The sequence below is a fragment of the Oceanidesulfovibrio marinus genome, assembly GCF_013085545.1.
In the GTDB taxonomy this organism is placed as follows: domain Bacteria; phylum Desulfobacterota; class Desulfovibrionia; order Desulfovibrionales; family Desulfovibrionaceae; genus Oceanidesulfovibrio; species Oceanidesulfovibrio marinus.
In genome coordinates, this window is the sequence record NZ_CP039543.1 from 4,299,491 (window position 1) to 4,314,192 (window position 14,702).

Below are 14,702 nucleotides of genomic sequence, written 5' to 3' on the forward strand. Positions count from 1 at the left end.
CCAGTGGTCCCCGGACCCCTATTATAGGGTGGGAGCCCGAGGGCAACGCCCTCGGTTGAATCAAGTGCAGGGCGTGGCCCTTTCCATTTGTGCCGGCATCTCGTAGGTGGGAGATAGGCAGGGGACTGGTGGTGTGTGAGTGAGACCAAGGAGAGAGTGATGGCCAAGTATATCGGAGCGGTGGATCAGGGAACCACGAGCAGCCGGTTCATCATATTCGACGAGCGCGGCCGCATTGTGACGCTGGACCAGAAGGAGCACCGGCAGTTTTTCCCGCAACCGGGCTGGGTGGAGCACGACGCCCTGGAGATCTGGGAGAACACGCAGGAGGTGATCCGCGGCGCCCTGGCCAAGGCCGGGCTCAGGGGCGGCGATCTGGCGGCCATCGGCATCACGAACCAGCGCGAGACACTGCTGGTGTGGGACAGGCGCACGGGCAAGCCGTACTACAACGCCATTGTCTGGCAGTGCACGCGCTCCCACGAGATCTGCAAGGAGCTCATTGCAGAGGGCGGGCAGGACCGGTTCCGCGACAAGACCGGTCTGCCCGTGGCCACGTACTTCAGCGGGCCCAAGATCAAGTGGGTGCTGGACAACGTGGACGGCGCGCGCAAGGCCGTGGAGGACGGCTCGGCCATCATCGGCACCATGGAGACGTGGATCATCTGGCAGCTCACGGGCGGGACCATGGGCGGAGCGCATGTGACCGATGTGACCAACGCCAGCCGCACCATGCTGATGAACCTGCATACTTTGGATTGGGACGATGAGATTTTGTCCATCCTGAATATTCCGCGCCAGGGGTTGCCGCGCATCGTGCCGTCCAGCGATCCGAACTCCTGGGGACCCACGGACGAGGACGGCCCGCTCCGGGCGCGCGTTCCGGTGTGCGGGGCCTTGGGCGACCAGCAGGCCGCCCTGGTGGGCCAGGCGTGCTTCAGCAAGGGCGAGGCCAAGAACACGTACGGCACGGGCTGCTTTCTGCTGCTGAACACGGGCGAGACGCCGGTGCCTTCCACGCACGGGCTGGTCACCACGCTGGCCTACCAGATGGGCACGGACAAGCCGGTCTACTGTTTGGAGGGCTCCATCGCCATTGCCGGCGCGTTGGTACAGTGGGTGCGCGACAACCTGGGCCTCATCCAGAGCGCGCCGGAGATCGAGGAGCTGGCCGCCCAGGTGGACGACAACGGCGGCGTGTACGTGGTGCCGGCGTTTCAGGGACTTTTCGCCCCGTACTGGCGGCCGGACGCTCGCGGCGTGATCTGCGGGCTGACGCGGTACGTGACCAAGAACCACATCGCCCGCGCCGTGCTGGAGGCCAACGCCTACCAGACCAAGGACATAGTGGAGGCCATGAACAAGGACTCGGGCGTGGCGCTCAAGCGGCTCAAGGTGGACGGCGGCATGGTGGCCAACGACCTGCTCATGCAGTTCCAGGCCGACGTGCTCGACGTGCCCGTGATCCGGCCCAAGGTGGCGGAAACCACCTGCCTGGGCGCGGCGTACGCGGCCGGGTTGGCTGTGGGCTTCTGGGACAGCTGCGACGAGCTGCGCAAGAACTGGGAAGAGGACAAGGCCTGGGAGTCGCAGATGAGCGAGGCGGACCGCGCCAAGGGGTATGCCATGTGGGGGAAAGCTGTCGAGCGTACTCTCAACTGGCTCGACTGATTTTTTATCGGGCTGCTGAAAATCCCGTCCTGGCGGCGTTGCTTCAACACATTCAAATCCTCACGTATTGTTCATACGCTCCGGTTTGAAAGGTGTTGTCCGCCTTGCCAGCAAAGTTTTTGAACAGCCCTGAGTGGTATGGGAATCGGGTTGGGATCATACCGGTACAGAGTTGCACCGGTTTGCTTGGACGAATTATTGTAACAAACGTAGCATACCTATCACCCGTTCCCCTGAACCTAGAATAGGGTCAAGGGAGCAATGCTCCCTTGCAGGGAGTTCGAGGGACAGCGTCCCTCGACAGCATATCGCCCTGAGCTGTTTGCCAGGCAATATAAGGGCAAGACGTATGAGTACTGGAGGATTCAAATGAACAGGGACGCCATGCTCCACGCCGTGCGGCAGGAGCTGGGATATTGGGACATTATCATTATCGGCGGCGGGGCCACGGGTTTGGGCGTGGCTGTGGACGCGGCCTCGCGCGGGTACGCCACGCTGCTTCTGGAACAGCACGACTTTGCCAAGGGCACGTCCAGCCGCTCCACCAAACTGGTGCACGGCGGCGTGCGCTATCTACGCCAGGGCAACATCTCCCTGGTGCTGGAGGCGCTCAACGAGCGCGGCCTGATGCGCCAGAACGCGCCGCATCTCGTTACCCACCAGGCCTTTTTGGTGCCCAACTACGACTGGTGGGACGGCCCGTTCTACGGCGCGGGCCTGCGCGTGTACGACATGCTTGCCGGCAAGCTCGGCCTGGGACCGTCCAAGCGCGTATCCAAGGACGAGACCATGCGCCGCATCCCCACGCTGCGGGACACGGGCCTCAAGGGCGGGGTAGTCTACTACGACGGCCAGTTCGACGATTCGCGCCTGGCCGTGAACCTGGCCCAGACCGCGGCCGAGAACGGCGGCGTGCTCCTCAACTACATGCAGGTCACCGGGCTGATGAAGTCCGGCGACATGGTCAGCGGCGTCACGGCTGTGGATCAGGAGAGCGGCGAGGAGCTGCACATCCACGGCCGGGTGGTGGTCAACGCCACGGGCGTCTTCACGGACAGCGTGCTGCAGATGGACGACCCGAAGGCGCAGCAGATCATCCGGCCCAGCCAGGGCGTGCACATCATTCTGGACAAGGAGTTCCTGCCCGGCAACACGGCCATCATGGTGCCGCAGACCGAGGACGGCCGCGTGCTCTTTGCCGTGCCGTGGCACGACAAGGCCGTGGTGGGCACCACCGACACCCCGGTGGACGCCCCCAGCCTGGAGCCCAGGCCGTTGGAGGAGGAGATCGAGTTCATCCTGCACCACGCGGCCATGTACATGAGCAAGGTCCCCACCCGCGCGGACGTGCGGAGCGTGTTCGCCGGGCTGCGGCCCCTGGTGGAGCCGGGCGGCGGCAAAACCACCTCGTCCATTGCGCGCGACCACTTCCTGGTCGTGTCGCCCTCCGGCCTGGTGACCATCACCGGCGGCAAGTGGACCACCTATCGCAAGATGGCGCAGGAGGCCGTGGACAACGCGGTGCTTATCGCCGGTCTGGAGGAAAAGTCCTGCGTGACCAAGCACCTGCGCATTCACGGCTGGCTGAAGCACGTGGACCGGAAGGACCCGCTGCACGTGTACGGCTCGGACGAGCCCTTTATCCGGCACCTTGTGGAGGACAAGCCCGAGCTGGGCGAGCTGCTGCACGAGAGCCTGCCGTACATCAAGGCCGAGGTGGTCTGGGCCGTGGAGAACGAGATGGCCCGGACTGTGGAGGACGTGCTCGGCCGGCGCACCCGCGCGCTGCTGCTGGACGCCCGGGCGAGCATCGAGTGCGCGCCGGAGACGGCGCGGATCATGGCCGAGGCCTTGGGCAAGGACGATGCCTGGGCCCAGGACCAGGTGCGCCAGTATACCGAGCTGGCACAGGGCTATGTGATCGACTGAGCCGCGCTCTGCTGAGGCGGATCAAAATTCGAAGAAAACGAGCCTCGCTGCGAACGTGCAGTGGGGCTCGATGCGTTTATAGAGATGGGGGGCGCGAAGCGCGTTCCACGGGTCGGTCAGGAACCTGTGCAGACGACGGGAACGGGCTTGTTTTTCAGCCGCCGCATTTGCTCATGTCCGCAGCCTTGCGCAGCTGGCCGCCGGTCTTCGCGGCGTAGTCGCTGTCGAGGTCCGGCGGAATTTTGTCTCCATCCACGTACAGCGCGGTGAGACCGGCGTAGAGCGCGGGATCGAAGCCGGGGGCGTCCAGCATTGCGCGCAGCAGGCCGGGCGGCAGGTTTGCGTAAGTGGGCCGCCAGCGCCGCATGAGCCAGTGCATGGCGTGCGGTTCCTGGTTGCGGGAGCAGATGACCGCGCCGCCGCACAGGGCTATGGGCAGGAGCAGGCCGGCAAGGTGTGCGCCGTGGCAGAGCGTGGCCGCGGTGAGGAATCTCGTGTCGCCGGCGAGCTTGAGCGTGGCGGCGTAGTCGCGGGCCCGGCAGGCCAGGGAATGGGCGGAGTGGGTCGCGCTATTGGGCACATCCGCGCCGGTGAAGGCGTCGATGACCACGGCCGGATCGTTATCGGCGCTCACATGCGGGAGCGGAGGATCGCACGCCCCGCCCAGGGTCTGCTCCTCCCAGGAGGGTATTTTGCCAGCCGGATCGCCACCAATGACAAAGCACTGCTCCAGACCCGGGGCACACTCGCGCACGGCCGGCAGCGTGTGCAGTTGCTCCTTCCCGATGACCAGGATTTTCGCCCCGCAATCGCTGATGGCGCGGGCCAGCTCTGGCGCGGTGTCGCAGCAGCGTAGGGGCGCGGCCACAGCACCAATATAGAAGCAGCCGAAGCAGAGCGGCGCGATGTCCAGGCGGTTGCCCATGTGGAAGGCCACGCGGTCGCCGGGGCACACGCCCAGGCACTGCAGGGCGCGGGCGTTGGCCAGCGTGGTCTTGTGCAGCTGCCGGTAGGTGAGCACGTCCTCGTCCACAATCAGGCAGGGCCTTTCCGGCCCGGCCAGCAGCGCGTCCTCGTACAGCCTGGACAGGTTCATGAAGTCTCCGGTTGCGTCAAGGGAGGGGGGTGAGTCGGCATGAATCGTCCTGAATCGTTCTGACCGGGGGCGATGGAGGAGGTGCGTCTCATAAAAATCAAGGGAAGGCGGCACGCCAGTGTTGCCAGATACATACACTGCGAACGAGTGGTCCGGCAATGGTGGAGAGACCATGTTTGCGGCGGGAGCAGTTGCGAAAACGATTCTCTTGTGTAATCGTGTTCACAAACATATTTCGGCATTCCGAAAGGAGGTGCGTATGGCGACTGCCGGCGATGCGGGCATCAGGCTGCAGATCCTGGAAAAAATGATCCTGTCCAGACGCTTTGAAGACCAAATCACTGAACTCGCCGAGGAGCAGGGACGGCTGCCCGGCATGCAGATACTCGCCACAGGGCAGGAGGCCGCGGTCGCCGCGGTGCTGGCCCTGCAGGACGACGACGTTATCGTGACGAACCACCGCAGCCATGCGCATATCCTGGCGCGCGGCGCCGACCCCAACACGCTTATGGCCGAGATCATGGGCAAGGAAAGCGGCGTAAACCACGGCAAGTCCGGCACCCTGCACCTCATCGTGCCGGAGGTGAACGTGCTGATGACCTCCACGGTGGTCGGCGCGGCGCCGCCCCTGGCAGCCGGCGCTGCCTTTGCCCAGCAATATACGGAGAGCGGAGCCATCACTGCCGTCTTTTTCGGCGACGGCGCCGCTGCAGAAGGCTCGGTGCACGAGGCCATGAATCTGGCCGGGGTGTGGAAACTGCCGCTGCTCTTCATCTGCGAGAACAACTGCTGGGCCGGAGCGCAGAGCTACCAGGAGCACTGCTCGGTGGGCAACATCGCCTCCCGCGCCGGATCGTACGGCATGCCCGGCGACCTGGTGAACGGCAACGACGCCGACGATGTGCTCAAGACGGCCAGGGACCTGGCCGCGCGGTGCCGCGAGGGCAAGGGCCCGGCGCTGATGGAGCTGGCCACCTACCGCATGCACGGCCACGGCGAGTTTGACAAGCAGCACTACGTGGACCCGGAGGAGCTCAAGGAGTGGGCGGCGCGCGATCCCCTCACCATGTATCGTAAGCGGCTTACCGAGGAAGGCGTTGCCACGGCCGAACAGATTGAGTCCATGGAGCAGGAAGCCGCCCGTATCGTGGAAGAGGCAGTGCGCTTTGCCGAGGAGAGCCCGTATCCGGCTCCCGAGGCCGTCCTGGACCATGTATGGGCCGAAGCCCGCGCGACCCGATAGGAGGAGACCAACTCATGCGCGAAATGCATACCGGCGTAGCGATTCGTGAGGCCCTGACTCTGGCCATGGAGCAGGACGAGCGGGTTTTTCTGGCGGGCGAGGGCATAGGTACCTCCATCCACGACAACCCGCTCATGCCCACGTACGGGCTGCTGGAGAAGTTCGGGTCCAAACGGGTGAAGGACACCCCGGTCAGCGAGGCGGCCATCGCCGGCCTGGCCGTGGGCGCATCCAACATGGGGCTCCTGCCCGTGGTGGAGATCATGTTCTTCCCCTTCATGACCCTGGCCTCGGACATGGTGGTGAACCACGCGGCCAAGCTGCGCTACCTGAGCGGCGGCAAGAGCGCGTTCCCGCTCACGGTGCGGGTCAAGGCGGGCCTTTTCCCGGCCGGCTGCCAGCACTGCCACAACCTGGAGGCGTGGATGGCGCACGTTCCCGGCCTGAAGATGACGTTCGCCTCCAACCCGGCGGACGCCAAGGGCCTGTTGCTCTCGGCCATCTTCGACCCCGACCCGGTCATCGTGGTGGAGGACATGGGCCTCTACTTTATGCTGGGCGAGGCGCCCGAGGGCGACGTGCGCGTGCCCCTGGGCAAGGCGCGCATCGCGCGGCAGGGGACGGACGCTACCGTGGTGGCCTACGGCGGCGCAGTGCATACCGCCATGGCCGCGGCCGGCATGCTGGAGGCCGAAGGCGTCAGCCTGGAGGTCATCGATCTGCGCACGCTGGTGCCGCTGGACAAGGAGACGGTGCTTGAGTCCCTGGGCCGCACGGGCCGGTTGGTCACGGTGCATGACGCGACCAGGTTCTGCGGCTACGGGGCCGAGCTCGCGGCCATTGCGGCCGAGGAGGGCTTTGCCTCGCTCAAGGCGCCCGTGCGCCGGGTGGCCGCGCCCAACACGCCCGCGCCTTTTACTCCGCCGCAGGTGGAGTACTACAAGCCCGGCGCCGAGGATGTTGTCGAGGCAGTGCGGTCTATACTGTAGGGGCTGATTCAGCCACAAGCCTGAACTTCTGTTTTTTTGATGGCTTCGGCTTCTGGTCAGATCTGTTGAATTCAGAGCGGAGCGCGGATCGGCATTGCAGGGCAGAAAAGTCCCGGCGGCCGGTCTGCGCTCCGCTTTTTGTATGATTCGCGTGGCAACGGGCAGGTTGGGCACAACGAATAAGGATATGGTCCCCAAAACCACATCCCATTTCCTCTCGCTCACACCCCAGTCAACACAGACGACGTACTCGCCTTCAGCTTTGGCTCCACTGTCTCGCCCTCGGTCTGTGCGGCCTCGCTCCGGGGCTCCGCGCTGCTGCTTTCGGGTGGGGTGATCTCCAGGGTCTTGAGCAGGGGCAGCGTGATGGTGGCCTGCAGGCCCGCGCCCGTGCGGTTGGCCAGCTCGATGGCGCCGCCGTGGCGCTCGCTGACCAGCTTGGCAATGGCCAGGCCGAGGCCGGCCTCGCCGCGGTTCTCGCCAGCCTGCTTGAAGGGCTCGAAGACCTCCCGCAGCATCTCCGGCGACAGGCCGGGCCCCTGGTCCTGAATGGTGATGCGCGCGGCCTCGGCCTTGGCGTCGTGCTCCAGGCAGATGCGCACCTCGCCCCGGGCCGGGGTGTGGCGGAGGCCGTTGGCGGCCACGTTCCGGACCATGCTGTAGAGCTGGGACTCGTTGCCCATCACGCGGCATTCGCCGCGACCGGAGAAGACCACGCGTTTTTCCTGCTCCCTGGCCTCGGCGTTCAGCTCCTCGGTCAGGCTGCGGAGCATGCCGTCCAGCTCCAGGGGAATACGGCGCGAGTAGCTCCACTGCAGGCGCACGTGCTCCATAAGCTGCTCGGAGATGGCGTTGAGCTTTTCGGAGTCAGCCTTGATGCGCGCCAGCAGCTGGTTGGCCCGGTCCGGGCTGGTGTTCCGCGCCAGCTCCATGGCCAGGGCCATGCGCGTGAGGGAGGAGCGCATGTCGTGGGTGAGATCGGTGATGAGGAAGCGCTGCTCGGCCTGCTTGCCGGCCAGGCTGGTCACTGTGGTGTTGAAGTCCTTGGCCAGCTTGGAGAACGGATCGTTGCGCCGCTCCAGGGAGGAGTCCACGCGCACGCCGAAGTCGCCCTGGGCCAGCAGCCGCATGGCCGCGCGCAGCTCGCGGGAGGCCGTACCGGAGATGCGGAGCAGGAGAAAGAGCACGACCGTGGCCACGCATGCGCCCACGATGATGAAGACTAGCGGCTTGGGCACGCGCGGCGGCGGCATGAGACCGGGCCGCATCGACAGGGTGAGGACGTACGGCCGGCTGTCCCTGCCGAGAAACATGAAGGACTCCATGGGCGGCTGGCGCATGGGCGGTTTGAAGAACCCGTTTTCCGTATCAATGAATGCGTAGCCGCCGCCCTGCAAGGACTGCTTGCTCAGATCGCGCAGGGCCTGGTCCGGCTTGACCCCGGCGATGACCCGGCTCTCGGCGTCCAGCAGGGAGTAGACGCGGCCGTGCTCCTGCTGGTCCCGGATGTAGGCGTCGATGGCCTCCACGGCGCCGCTCCTGCGCCACTCCAGCAGCAGCCGGCCCACGTTCTCCAGAACCTCGCTCCGCTGCATGGCCCGAAACTGGAGCATGTTCTCCCTGTCCACCGTGTGGGTGTAAACCATGACGGATATGCCGGACGCGCCGAGTGTGATGAGCAGAAAGACGAGGGCGCGGAGCAGCCAGACTTGCATCAAGCCTCCTTTCACCTGGAGCCGAGGGCTCGGTCTTCGTCGTCGTTATCGTCCGGGCCGTTCCGGCCCGTGGTGTCGTCGGCCTGCTCGAAGGCGGTGTACAGATATCCGGCGCCGCGGATGGTGGTGATGCGGCCGCCGCCCCACGGCGCGGAGCCCAGCTTGCGGCGCAGGTTGCTGATGTGGACGTCGATGCTGCGGTCAAAAGGCGCAAGCTCCCTGTTGAGCGCCTGGAGGGAGATGTCCTCGCGGCTCACCAGGTTGCCTTCCGCGGTCAGCAGCATCTGCAGGATGGTGAACTCCACGTTGGTCAGCGGCACCTGCTTGCCGTTGACGTAGACCAGCCGCGATCCGGCGTGGAGCACCAGGTCGGCCGCGGTCAGGGTTCTGGAGTCCGGGGAGGGCGGCGCGCCGGCCTTGCGATGGCGGCGAATGATCGCCCGGACGCGCGCAAGAAGCTCCCGCGGCTCGAACGGTTTGGCCAGGTAGTCGTCCGCGCCGATCTCCAGCCCCACGACTTTGTCGACCACCTCGCCCCGGCCGGTGAGCATGAGCACCGGGACATCGGATTGGGTCCGCAGCTCGGCCAGCAGCTCGAACCCGTTCAGGTCCGGCAGGCAGACGTCCAGGATGACGAGGTCCCACTCCTGGGACAACGCCGCCTCCAGGCCGCCCGCGCCGTCGTAGCACGAGTGGACCAGCAGCCCCTCGCCCTGGAAGTACTCCTGAAGCATCGAACACAACTCCGTATCGTCGTCGATCAGTGCGATTCTGTGCATAGTTATCTCTCTGGTAGCAGCCAAAGCAGGTGATGCCCCATTCACCAGCAAGGATAAGGCCAACAAGAGATTGGCAAAACATAAGAAGTGTAAAGCGAATTTTGGAATCCTTGAGCAATCTTAGGGGCCGCTGAAGGGAATCGGGCGCTGACCCTGCACCGTGAGTACGTGCGGGAAAACATTTCCCGGACTCAAACCCCAAAGCGCTGCAAAAGACAAGCGAAAGGAGCCGCGACAATGCATAAGGACACGCACTCTGAAAATACAGGACCCTGCCGCACGCTGGACATGAACGATCTGGACGCCTGCCTGGCCGGTGACGAGAAGGCCTGGCGCAGGCTCATAACAGAGTACGGACCGCTGCTGCGCCGTGCCGTGCGCTGGACCCTGCGGCACAGGGCGGCAAAAAATTCCTACCCCACGCTGGAGGCGGATACGGACGACGTGTTCCAGGAGATTTGCTTCCGGCTGGTACGCAGCGAGTACCGGCTGCTGAAAACCTACGACCCCAAGCGTAGCGCCTTTTCCACATGGCTCTGCGTCGTGGCGCGCAGCGCGGCGCTGGACCATCTGCGCAACCGCCGGGACATGGTGCAGATGTCGCCGGACGAGGTGGACCAGCTCGTGGCGGTCCAGGACGGGGAGGGCGGCATGCTGGCCCTGCCGCGGGGCGTTCTCTCCGCCCGGCAGGCTTATGTGCTCCACCTGGCCTTTGAAAAGGACGCCAGCACCGGCGAGATCGCCTCGCTGATGGATGTGCATCCCCAAACAGTGCGCAGCATGCGCAACAGCGCGCTGGCCCGTCTGCGCTGGCACTACACCAACAATGATGGACGTCAAGAAAACATTAAGGATAGCTCAAGAAATCGTAAGCAAGTGCAAAGTAGTGTAAGATTGCTGCAACATATCGGAATATCTTAAAAACTGAGGTGGGCGAAAATTGCCGACTTCTCCGCGAATGTTCGAAGTGAACACTGGAGGCCACTTGGACGGCATCCACGTTTGTTCAACATGTCATACATTCAAGGAGGAGTGTTATGAGCCTGGTTATCAACCACAACCTGATGGCGGCGAACGTTCAACGCAACCTGAGCAGCGCGTACGCAAACCTGTCCACTTCCACGGAGCGTCTTTCTTCCGGACTGCGCATCAACAGCGCGGCTGACGATGCAGCCGGTCTGGCCATCCGCGAGCTTATGCGCTCGGACATTGCAGCGCTCAACCAGGGCGTGCGCAACGCCAACGACGCCATCAGCCTGATCCAGACGGCGGACGGCGCACTGGGCGTCATCGACGAAAAGCTGATCCGCATGAAGGAGCTGGCCGAGCAGGCCGCCACCGGCACCTACAACTCGGACCAGCGGCTGATCATCGACTCCGAGTATCAGGCCATGGCCTCGGAGATCACCCGTATCGCCAACGCCACGGACTTCAACGGGGTCTACCTGCTCAACGGCAACCTGTCTTCGAGCAGCCACGACGGCTCCGGCATGCAGGCCTCCGGCAAGATGAAGATCCACTTCGGCACGGCCAACGACTCGGCGGAAGACTACTACTACATCCAGATCAATACGGCCACGGCCGAGGCGCTGGGCCTGGGCTCGGCCGCCGGCAACTCCATCTCCACGCAGGAGGCCGCCCAGAAGGCCCTGGACATGATCGACAATGCCATCATCTCCAAGGACAACATCCGCGCGAACCTGGGCGCGCTGCAGAACAGGCTGGAGAACACCATCTCCAACCTGGAGATCCAGTCCGAAAACCTGCAGGCCGCGGAGTCGCGCATCTCGGACGTGGACGTATCCCTGGAGATGACTCAGTTCGTGCGCAACCAGGTGCTTACGCAATCAGCCGTGGCCATGCTTTCCCAGGCAAACTCCCTGCCCCAGATGGCCATGCAGCTTCTTGGCTAGGCGCTTCAGTCCCCCCTGGCTGCCTGCCCAAGACAAGACGGCCCTCGAACGCATTCGGGGGCCGTCGTTTTCTGGAGACAGAGAACCCTTAACAAAACCGGTCGTTGCACCGGGCGCGAACGGGTTCGGTTCGCGCCCGGTGCAGCCGGTGGTTACTCCAGGTCGGCGATAAGGGACTCCAGCGAGGAGTTGACATCCTCGTACTCGCCCAGCAGCGCCTCCAGGGCCGCATACTTCTCCACCAGGTTCTGGTGCTTGAGCTCAAGCCGCGCCTCCTCCTTCTCCATGGCGGTCTTGTTGTTCTTGATGATGTCCTTGTAGCTGTCTTCGATGATATTCAAGGTGCCTCCTTCCGCCGAGGTGAACGAATCCAGCGCGTCGAGGGTCTGGTTGATCTTGCCCTGGCGCAGGTAGATGGTGCCGCTGTATGTGCCGTCGGCATGCATGTTGGCCGTCACTGCCAGGCCGGAGCTGTCGCCGGTGACGCTGGTGATGGACCAGCCGTCCACGTTGGCCTCCTCCCCGCCGATGGTGGCGGAGACGATGGCGCCGTTCTCCACCGTGTACTCCACCTCGTACTCGCCGGGCTTGGTCATGTTGCTGATGGAGGAGTCGAAGGAGACCTCGCTGTCGTAGGAGACGCCGTCGTTGTCCGCGGCAAAGAGCCTGGCCACGGCGTCCGGGTCCTTGGTGAGCGCTTCTTCCAGCTCCTCGTAATCGATAATCAGGTGGCCGAAGGTGGTGGAATTCTCGTCCGCGTCCGTGGAGATACCGATGGAGGCCAGGCTGGCGTAGCGGTCGCCGGTGTTATCATCGGCGTCGTAGTACTCGAAGCCCAGGCCGGCCGAGGCCAGGATGTTCTGCAGGCTCTGCTCGATGATATCCATGCCGTAGTTGCCGCGGACCTCGTAGCCCGTGGTGTCCACCTCCTCGCCGTCCTCGTTGGTCAGTTCCATGTCCTCGTCCAGGGCGGCGATGGCGTCCCGGATGGCGTTGGTCCGCTCCAGGAAGCTCTCGATGTTGGCGATGACGGCTTCGGTGTCCGTGGCCACGGTCAGGTCCACGGTCTCGCCGTAGCTGGAACCGTGAATGGTGATGGTCAGTCCGTCGATGACGTCGCTGAAGGTGTTGCTGTCGCGCTCGATCCATTCGTCCTCACCTTCCGGGTAGCCGTCTATCTTGAACTTGGCGTTCTGGGCCTGCTGGCTGTTCCGGAAGTCAGCGGGCGAGAGGCCGTCAATGGAGTCGCTGCCCTTGTCCACGATGGTCACGGCGTTGTCCGCGCCCAGGTCCAGGCCGCGAAGCTGCAGGTGCAGCTCATTGCCGTCGTCGATGATGTTGGCACGCACGGCGTCGCCCATGTCCGCATCGTTGTTGATGAGCCGCACAAACCCTTCGAGCGTGGTGCCGGCCGACACGTCGATGGTGTACTCGTCGTCGCCGTACTGCACGGAGAAGGTGGTGTCGGTCTCGGTGATGACGCTGCTGGATTTGTCCCAGCCGGAGCTGGTGCTCCAGATGTCGTTCTGAGCCTTCTGCTTCACCTCCAGGGCGTGGGTGCCGACCTCGACGCCGGAACCGGCCGTGACCGAGGCCACGGCGCTGCTGGAGCTGGAGGCGGACTTGGCCAGGAACTCGTTGGTGGAGTCCATGCTCTGGAGCTTTGTCTTGTAGAGTGCGAGCTCCGAGCTGATCTCCTCCACCTGATCCAGCTTGGAGCTCCACTGATCGCCCCAAATCTTCATGCGGTTGAGGCGGTAGCTCTCCACGTTCATGGTGGCTTCGATGACGCTGTCGAAGTCCGTGCCGCTGCCAAGACCGGTGAAGGTGATGGCGCCGGACCAGTATTCAGTCATGGCGTTCCTCCTCAGATGTAGTTGAGCAGGCTGAGGTTCATGATCTGGGCGCTGCTCCTGAGCACGGCCTGGTAGGCGGTCTCGGCCTTGGCCAGATCGGAGGTGAGCTGGGTAATGTCCGCATCCTCAAGGTGGGAAATATTTGCCTTCGCCGTGGACTGGACGGTCTCTACGCTGTTGCGCGAGAACACCAGACGCGTCTCCTTGCCGCCCACGTCGCCCGCGGCCACGGTGAGCCGCTCGTGGGCTCGGGTGAGCTTGTCCAGGCAGTCGGCCGCGCCGTCCTGGTTGTTGGTCTCCAGGTATCCGACCAGCTCGCCCACGGCCTCGAAGAGGTTCTCCTCCAGGGGCTCCGCGGCAATGGCGGTGTCGCCGCCCGCCGGGGTGTAGAGCCCGCCGAAGATGTCCTTGCCCACGTTGTTGATCTGGACTGAGCTGGCCGGCCCGGTCTCCACCACGATGGCCGCGTTCTGCGGCTGGACCAGGAACTGGTCGCCGTCGGCCACTGTCGAACCCCCATCGGGCGTCAGCTCCACGTGGCCGCCGGGGATATCGAAGGTGGCGTCCGAGGTAGTGTGGCCGGTGCTCCAGCTGCTGCCGCCGTTGGTGCTGTAGGAGTACTCGAAAGGTCCGGGCAGGGTGCCGCCGGAGTCCACGCGCACGAGCACGCCGGAGGAGAAGGAGCCTTCGGCCCGGGCCGAGACCGGGGACGCGCCGTAGTGCACCACAGCGGCCTCGTCCTGCACATTGCCCAGATACTCGGCCGCCGGCCGGAGCCAGAGCACAGTGCCGTCGCCCTCGCCCGCCTCGGCGGTGGCCGTGACGGTGGAGCCGGAGACGAGCTCGGCCTGCACGCCGCCGCAGTCCAGGGTGGTGTCGCCCGCGGCCAGGGTTCCTTCCTGCCAGGTATCGCCGCCGTCCGTGGAATAGCGGTAGCCCAGGGCGTCCGTGCCCACCTCGCCGGAGTCTGTGAACTCCACGTACACGGTGTAGTCAGAGGCGCCGGTCACCTCCGCAACCTCCAGGGACGAGCCGTCCGCATCGCGGACCGTGGAGCTCATGACCATGGTGTAGGCGTTGGTGTCTGTCCTGGAGCCGGCAAAGATGGAGTCGCCGGCGTACTCGCTGTTGGCGATGCCCATGAGCTCTTCCATGAGCTCCCGCGCTTCGGCGGCGATCATCTGGCGCTGCTCGTCGGAGTACGTGCCGGTGGAGGCTTGCTCGGCGATCTCCTCCAGCCGGGTGAGCACGTCGCTGGCCAGGTTCAGCTCGTCGTCGGCCTGGGAGAGCCAAGCCTCGGCCGTGTCGATGTTCTCCAGGTACTGGTCCATGCTGCTCAGGGTGGAGCGCAGGTCCAGGCTGCGGCACATACCGGAGGGATCGTCCGAGGGGCGGTTGATTTTCTTCTGCGAGGCGCTCTGTTCGTTGAGCCGCATCATCTCGGAGAGCCGGCTGTTCATGCCCGAGACGGACTGGTTGTAGATCATATTGAAGGAAACTCGCATGGCGGC

At 64.6% G+C, this 14,702-nt stretch carries 11 protein-coding genes; 6 read left to right on the forward strand and 5 right to left on the reverse strand.

The window, feature by feature from the left end:
* Window positions 1-159: 159 nt before the first annotated feature.
* Window positions 160-1,671, forward strand: coding sequence for a glycerol kinase GlpK (gene glpK, locus E8L03_RS18855; RefSeq protein ID WP_144306551.1), 1,512 nt, complete (start codon window positions 160-162; stop codon window positions 1,669-1,671).
* A gap of 369 nt (window positions 1,672-2,040) precedes the next feature.
* A complete protein-coding gene (locus E8L03_RS18860) occupies window positions 2,041-3,600 on the forward strand; it encodes a glycerol-3-phosphate dehydrogenase/oxidase (RefSeq protein WP_171268184.1) in 1,560 nt (519 codons plus the stop codon).
* A gap of 154 nt (window positions 3,601-3,754) precedes the next feature.
* On the opposite strand, the gene E8L03_RS18865 is transcribed toward E8L03_RS18860, so the two are convergent.
* Window positions 3,755-4,696 (reverse strand): AMP-binding protein, encoded by a 942-nt coding sequence (locus E8L03_RS18865; protein ID WP_171268185.1) that lies wholly within the window; start codon window positions 4,694-4,696, stop codon window positions 3,755-3,757.
* 259 nt (window positions 4,697-4,955) lie between these two features.
* Between E8L03_RS18865 and E8L03_RS18870 the strand changes: the two genes are divergently transcribed.
* Complete coding sequence (locus E8L03_RS18870) at window positions 4,956-5,939, forward strand: thiamine pyrophosphate-dependent dehydrogenase E1 component subunit alpha (protein WP_171268186.1); 984 nt, start codon at window positions 4,956-4,958, stop codon at window positions 5,937-5,939.
* A 14-nt stretch (window positions 5,940-5,953) separates the two neighbouring features.
* Complete coding sequence (locus tag E8L03_RS18875) at window positions 5,954-6,928, forward strand: alpha-ketoacid dehydrogenase subunit beta (protein ID WP_171268187.1); 975 nt, start codon at window positions 5,954-5,956, stop codon at window positions 6,926-6,928.
* 221 nt (window positions 6,929-7,149) lie between these two features.
* Here E8L03_RS18875 and E8L03_RS18880 read toward each other — a convergent pair whose 3' ends face one another.
* Both E8L03_RS18880 and E8L03_RS18885 read right to left on the reverse strand, forming a co-directional pair.
* Window positions 7,150-8,643 carry a sensor histidine kinase gene (locus E8L03_RS18880; protein WP_171268188.1) on the reverse strand — a complete coding sequence of 498 codons (1,494 nt, stop codon included), beginning with the start codon at window positions 8,641-8,643 and terminating at the stop codon, window positions 7,150-7,152.
* A gap of 11 nt (window positions 8,644-8,654) precedes the next feature.
* On the reverse strand, window positions 8,655-9,422 hold the full coding sequence (locus E8L03_RS18885) for a response regulator transcription factor (RefSeq protein WP_144306545.1): 768 nt from the start codon (window positions 9,420-9,422) through the stop codon (window positions 8,655-8,657).
* 237 nt (window positions 9,423-9,659) lie between these two features.
* Here E8L03_RS18885 and E8L03_RS18890 point away from each other — a divergent pair, with 237 nt between their 5' ends.
* Both E8L03_RS18890 and E8L03_RS18895 read left to right on the forward strand, forming a co-directional pair.
* A complete protein-coding gene (locus E8L03_RS18890; protein ID WP_171268189.1) occupies window positions 9,660-10,343 on the forward strand; it encodes an RNA polymerase sigma factor in 684 nt (227 codons plus the stop codon).
* Window positions 10,344-10,459: 116 nt separating this feature from the next.
* Window positions 10,460-11,335 carry a flagellin N-terminal helical domain-containing protein gene (locus E8L03_RS18895; RefSeq protein ID WP_144306543.1) on the forward strand — a complete coding sequence of 292 codons (876 nt, stop codon included), beginning with the start codon at window positions 10,460-10,462 and terminating at the stop codon, window positions 11,333-11,335.
* Window positions 11,336-11,487: 152 nt separating this feature from the next.
* Here the strand turns inward: E8L03_RS18895 and fliD are convergent, their stop codons facing one another.
* Both fliD and flgL read right to left on the reverse strand, forming a co-directional pair.
* Entirely contained in the window at window positions 11,488-13,191 is a 1,704-nt protein-coding gene (gene fliD / locus E8L03_RS18900) for a flagellar filament capping protein FliD (protein ID WP_171268190.1), read from the reverse strand.
* A gap of 11 nt (window positions 13,192-13,202) precedes the next feature.
* Window positions 13,203-14,696, reverse strand: a complete 1,494-nt coding sequence (flgL, locus tag E8L03_RS18905; RefSeq protein ID WP_171268191.1) for a flagellar hook-associated protein FlgL — start codon at window positions 14,694-14,696, stop codon at window positions 13,203-13,205.
* Window positions 14,697-14,702 lie beyond the last annotated feature (6 nt).

Excerpts from the sequence above, each read along its gene's own strand:
- E8L03_RS18870 (WP_171268186.1), top strand. The coding sequence starts at position 4,956 with ATGGCGACTGCCGGCGATGCGGGCATCAGGCTGCAGATCCTGGAAAAA.
- fliD (WP_171268190.1), bottom strand. The coding sequence starts at position 13,191 with ATGACTGAATACTGGTCCGGCGCCATCACCTTCACCGGTCTTGGCAGC.
- E8L03_RS18860 (WP_171268184.1), top strand. The coding sequence starts at position 2,041 with ATGAACAGGGACGCCATGCTCCACGCCGTGCGGCAGGAGCTGGGATAT.
- glpK (WP_144306551.1), top strand. The coding sequence starts at position 160 with ATGGCCAAGTATATCGGAGCGGTGGATCAGGGAACCACGAGCAGCCGG.
- E8L03_RS18895 (WP_144306543.1), top strand. The coding sequence starts at position 10,460 with ATGAGCCTGGTTATCAACCACAACCTGATGGCGGCGAACGTTCAACGC.
- E8L03_RS18885 (WP_144306545.1), bottom strand. The coding sequence starts at position 9,422 with ATGCACAGAATCGCACTGATCGACGACGATACGGAGTTGTGTTCGATG.
- E8L03_RS18875 (WP_171268187.1), top strand. The coding sequence starts at position 5,954 with ATGCGCGAAATGCATACCGGCGTAGCGATTCGTGAGGCCCTGACTCTG.
- E8L03_RS18880 (WP_171268188.1), bottom strand. The coding sequence starts at position 8,643 with ATGCAAGTCTGGCTGCTCCGCGCCCTCGTCTTTCTGCTCATCACACTC.
- flgL (WP_171268191.1), bottom strand. The coding sequence starts at position 14,696 with ATGCGAGTTTCCTTCAATATGATCTACAACCAGTCCGTCTCGGGCATG.
- E8L03_RS18890 (WP_171268189.1), top strand. The coding sequence starts at position 9,660 with ATGCATAAGGACACGCACTCTGAAAATACAGGACCCTGCCGCACGCTG.
- E8L03_RS18865 (WP_171268185.1), bottom strand. The coding sequence starts at position 4,696 with ATGAACCTGTCCAGGCTGTACGAGGACGCGCTGCTGGCCGGGCCGGAA.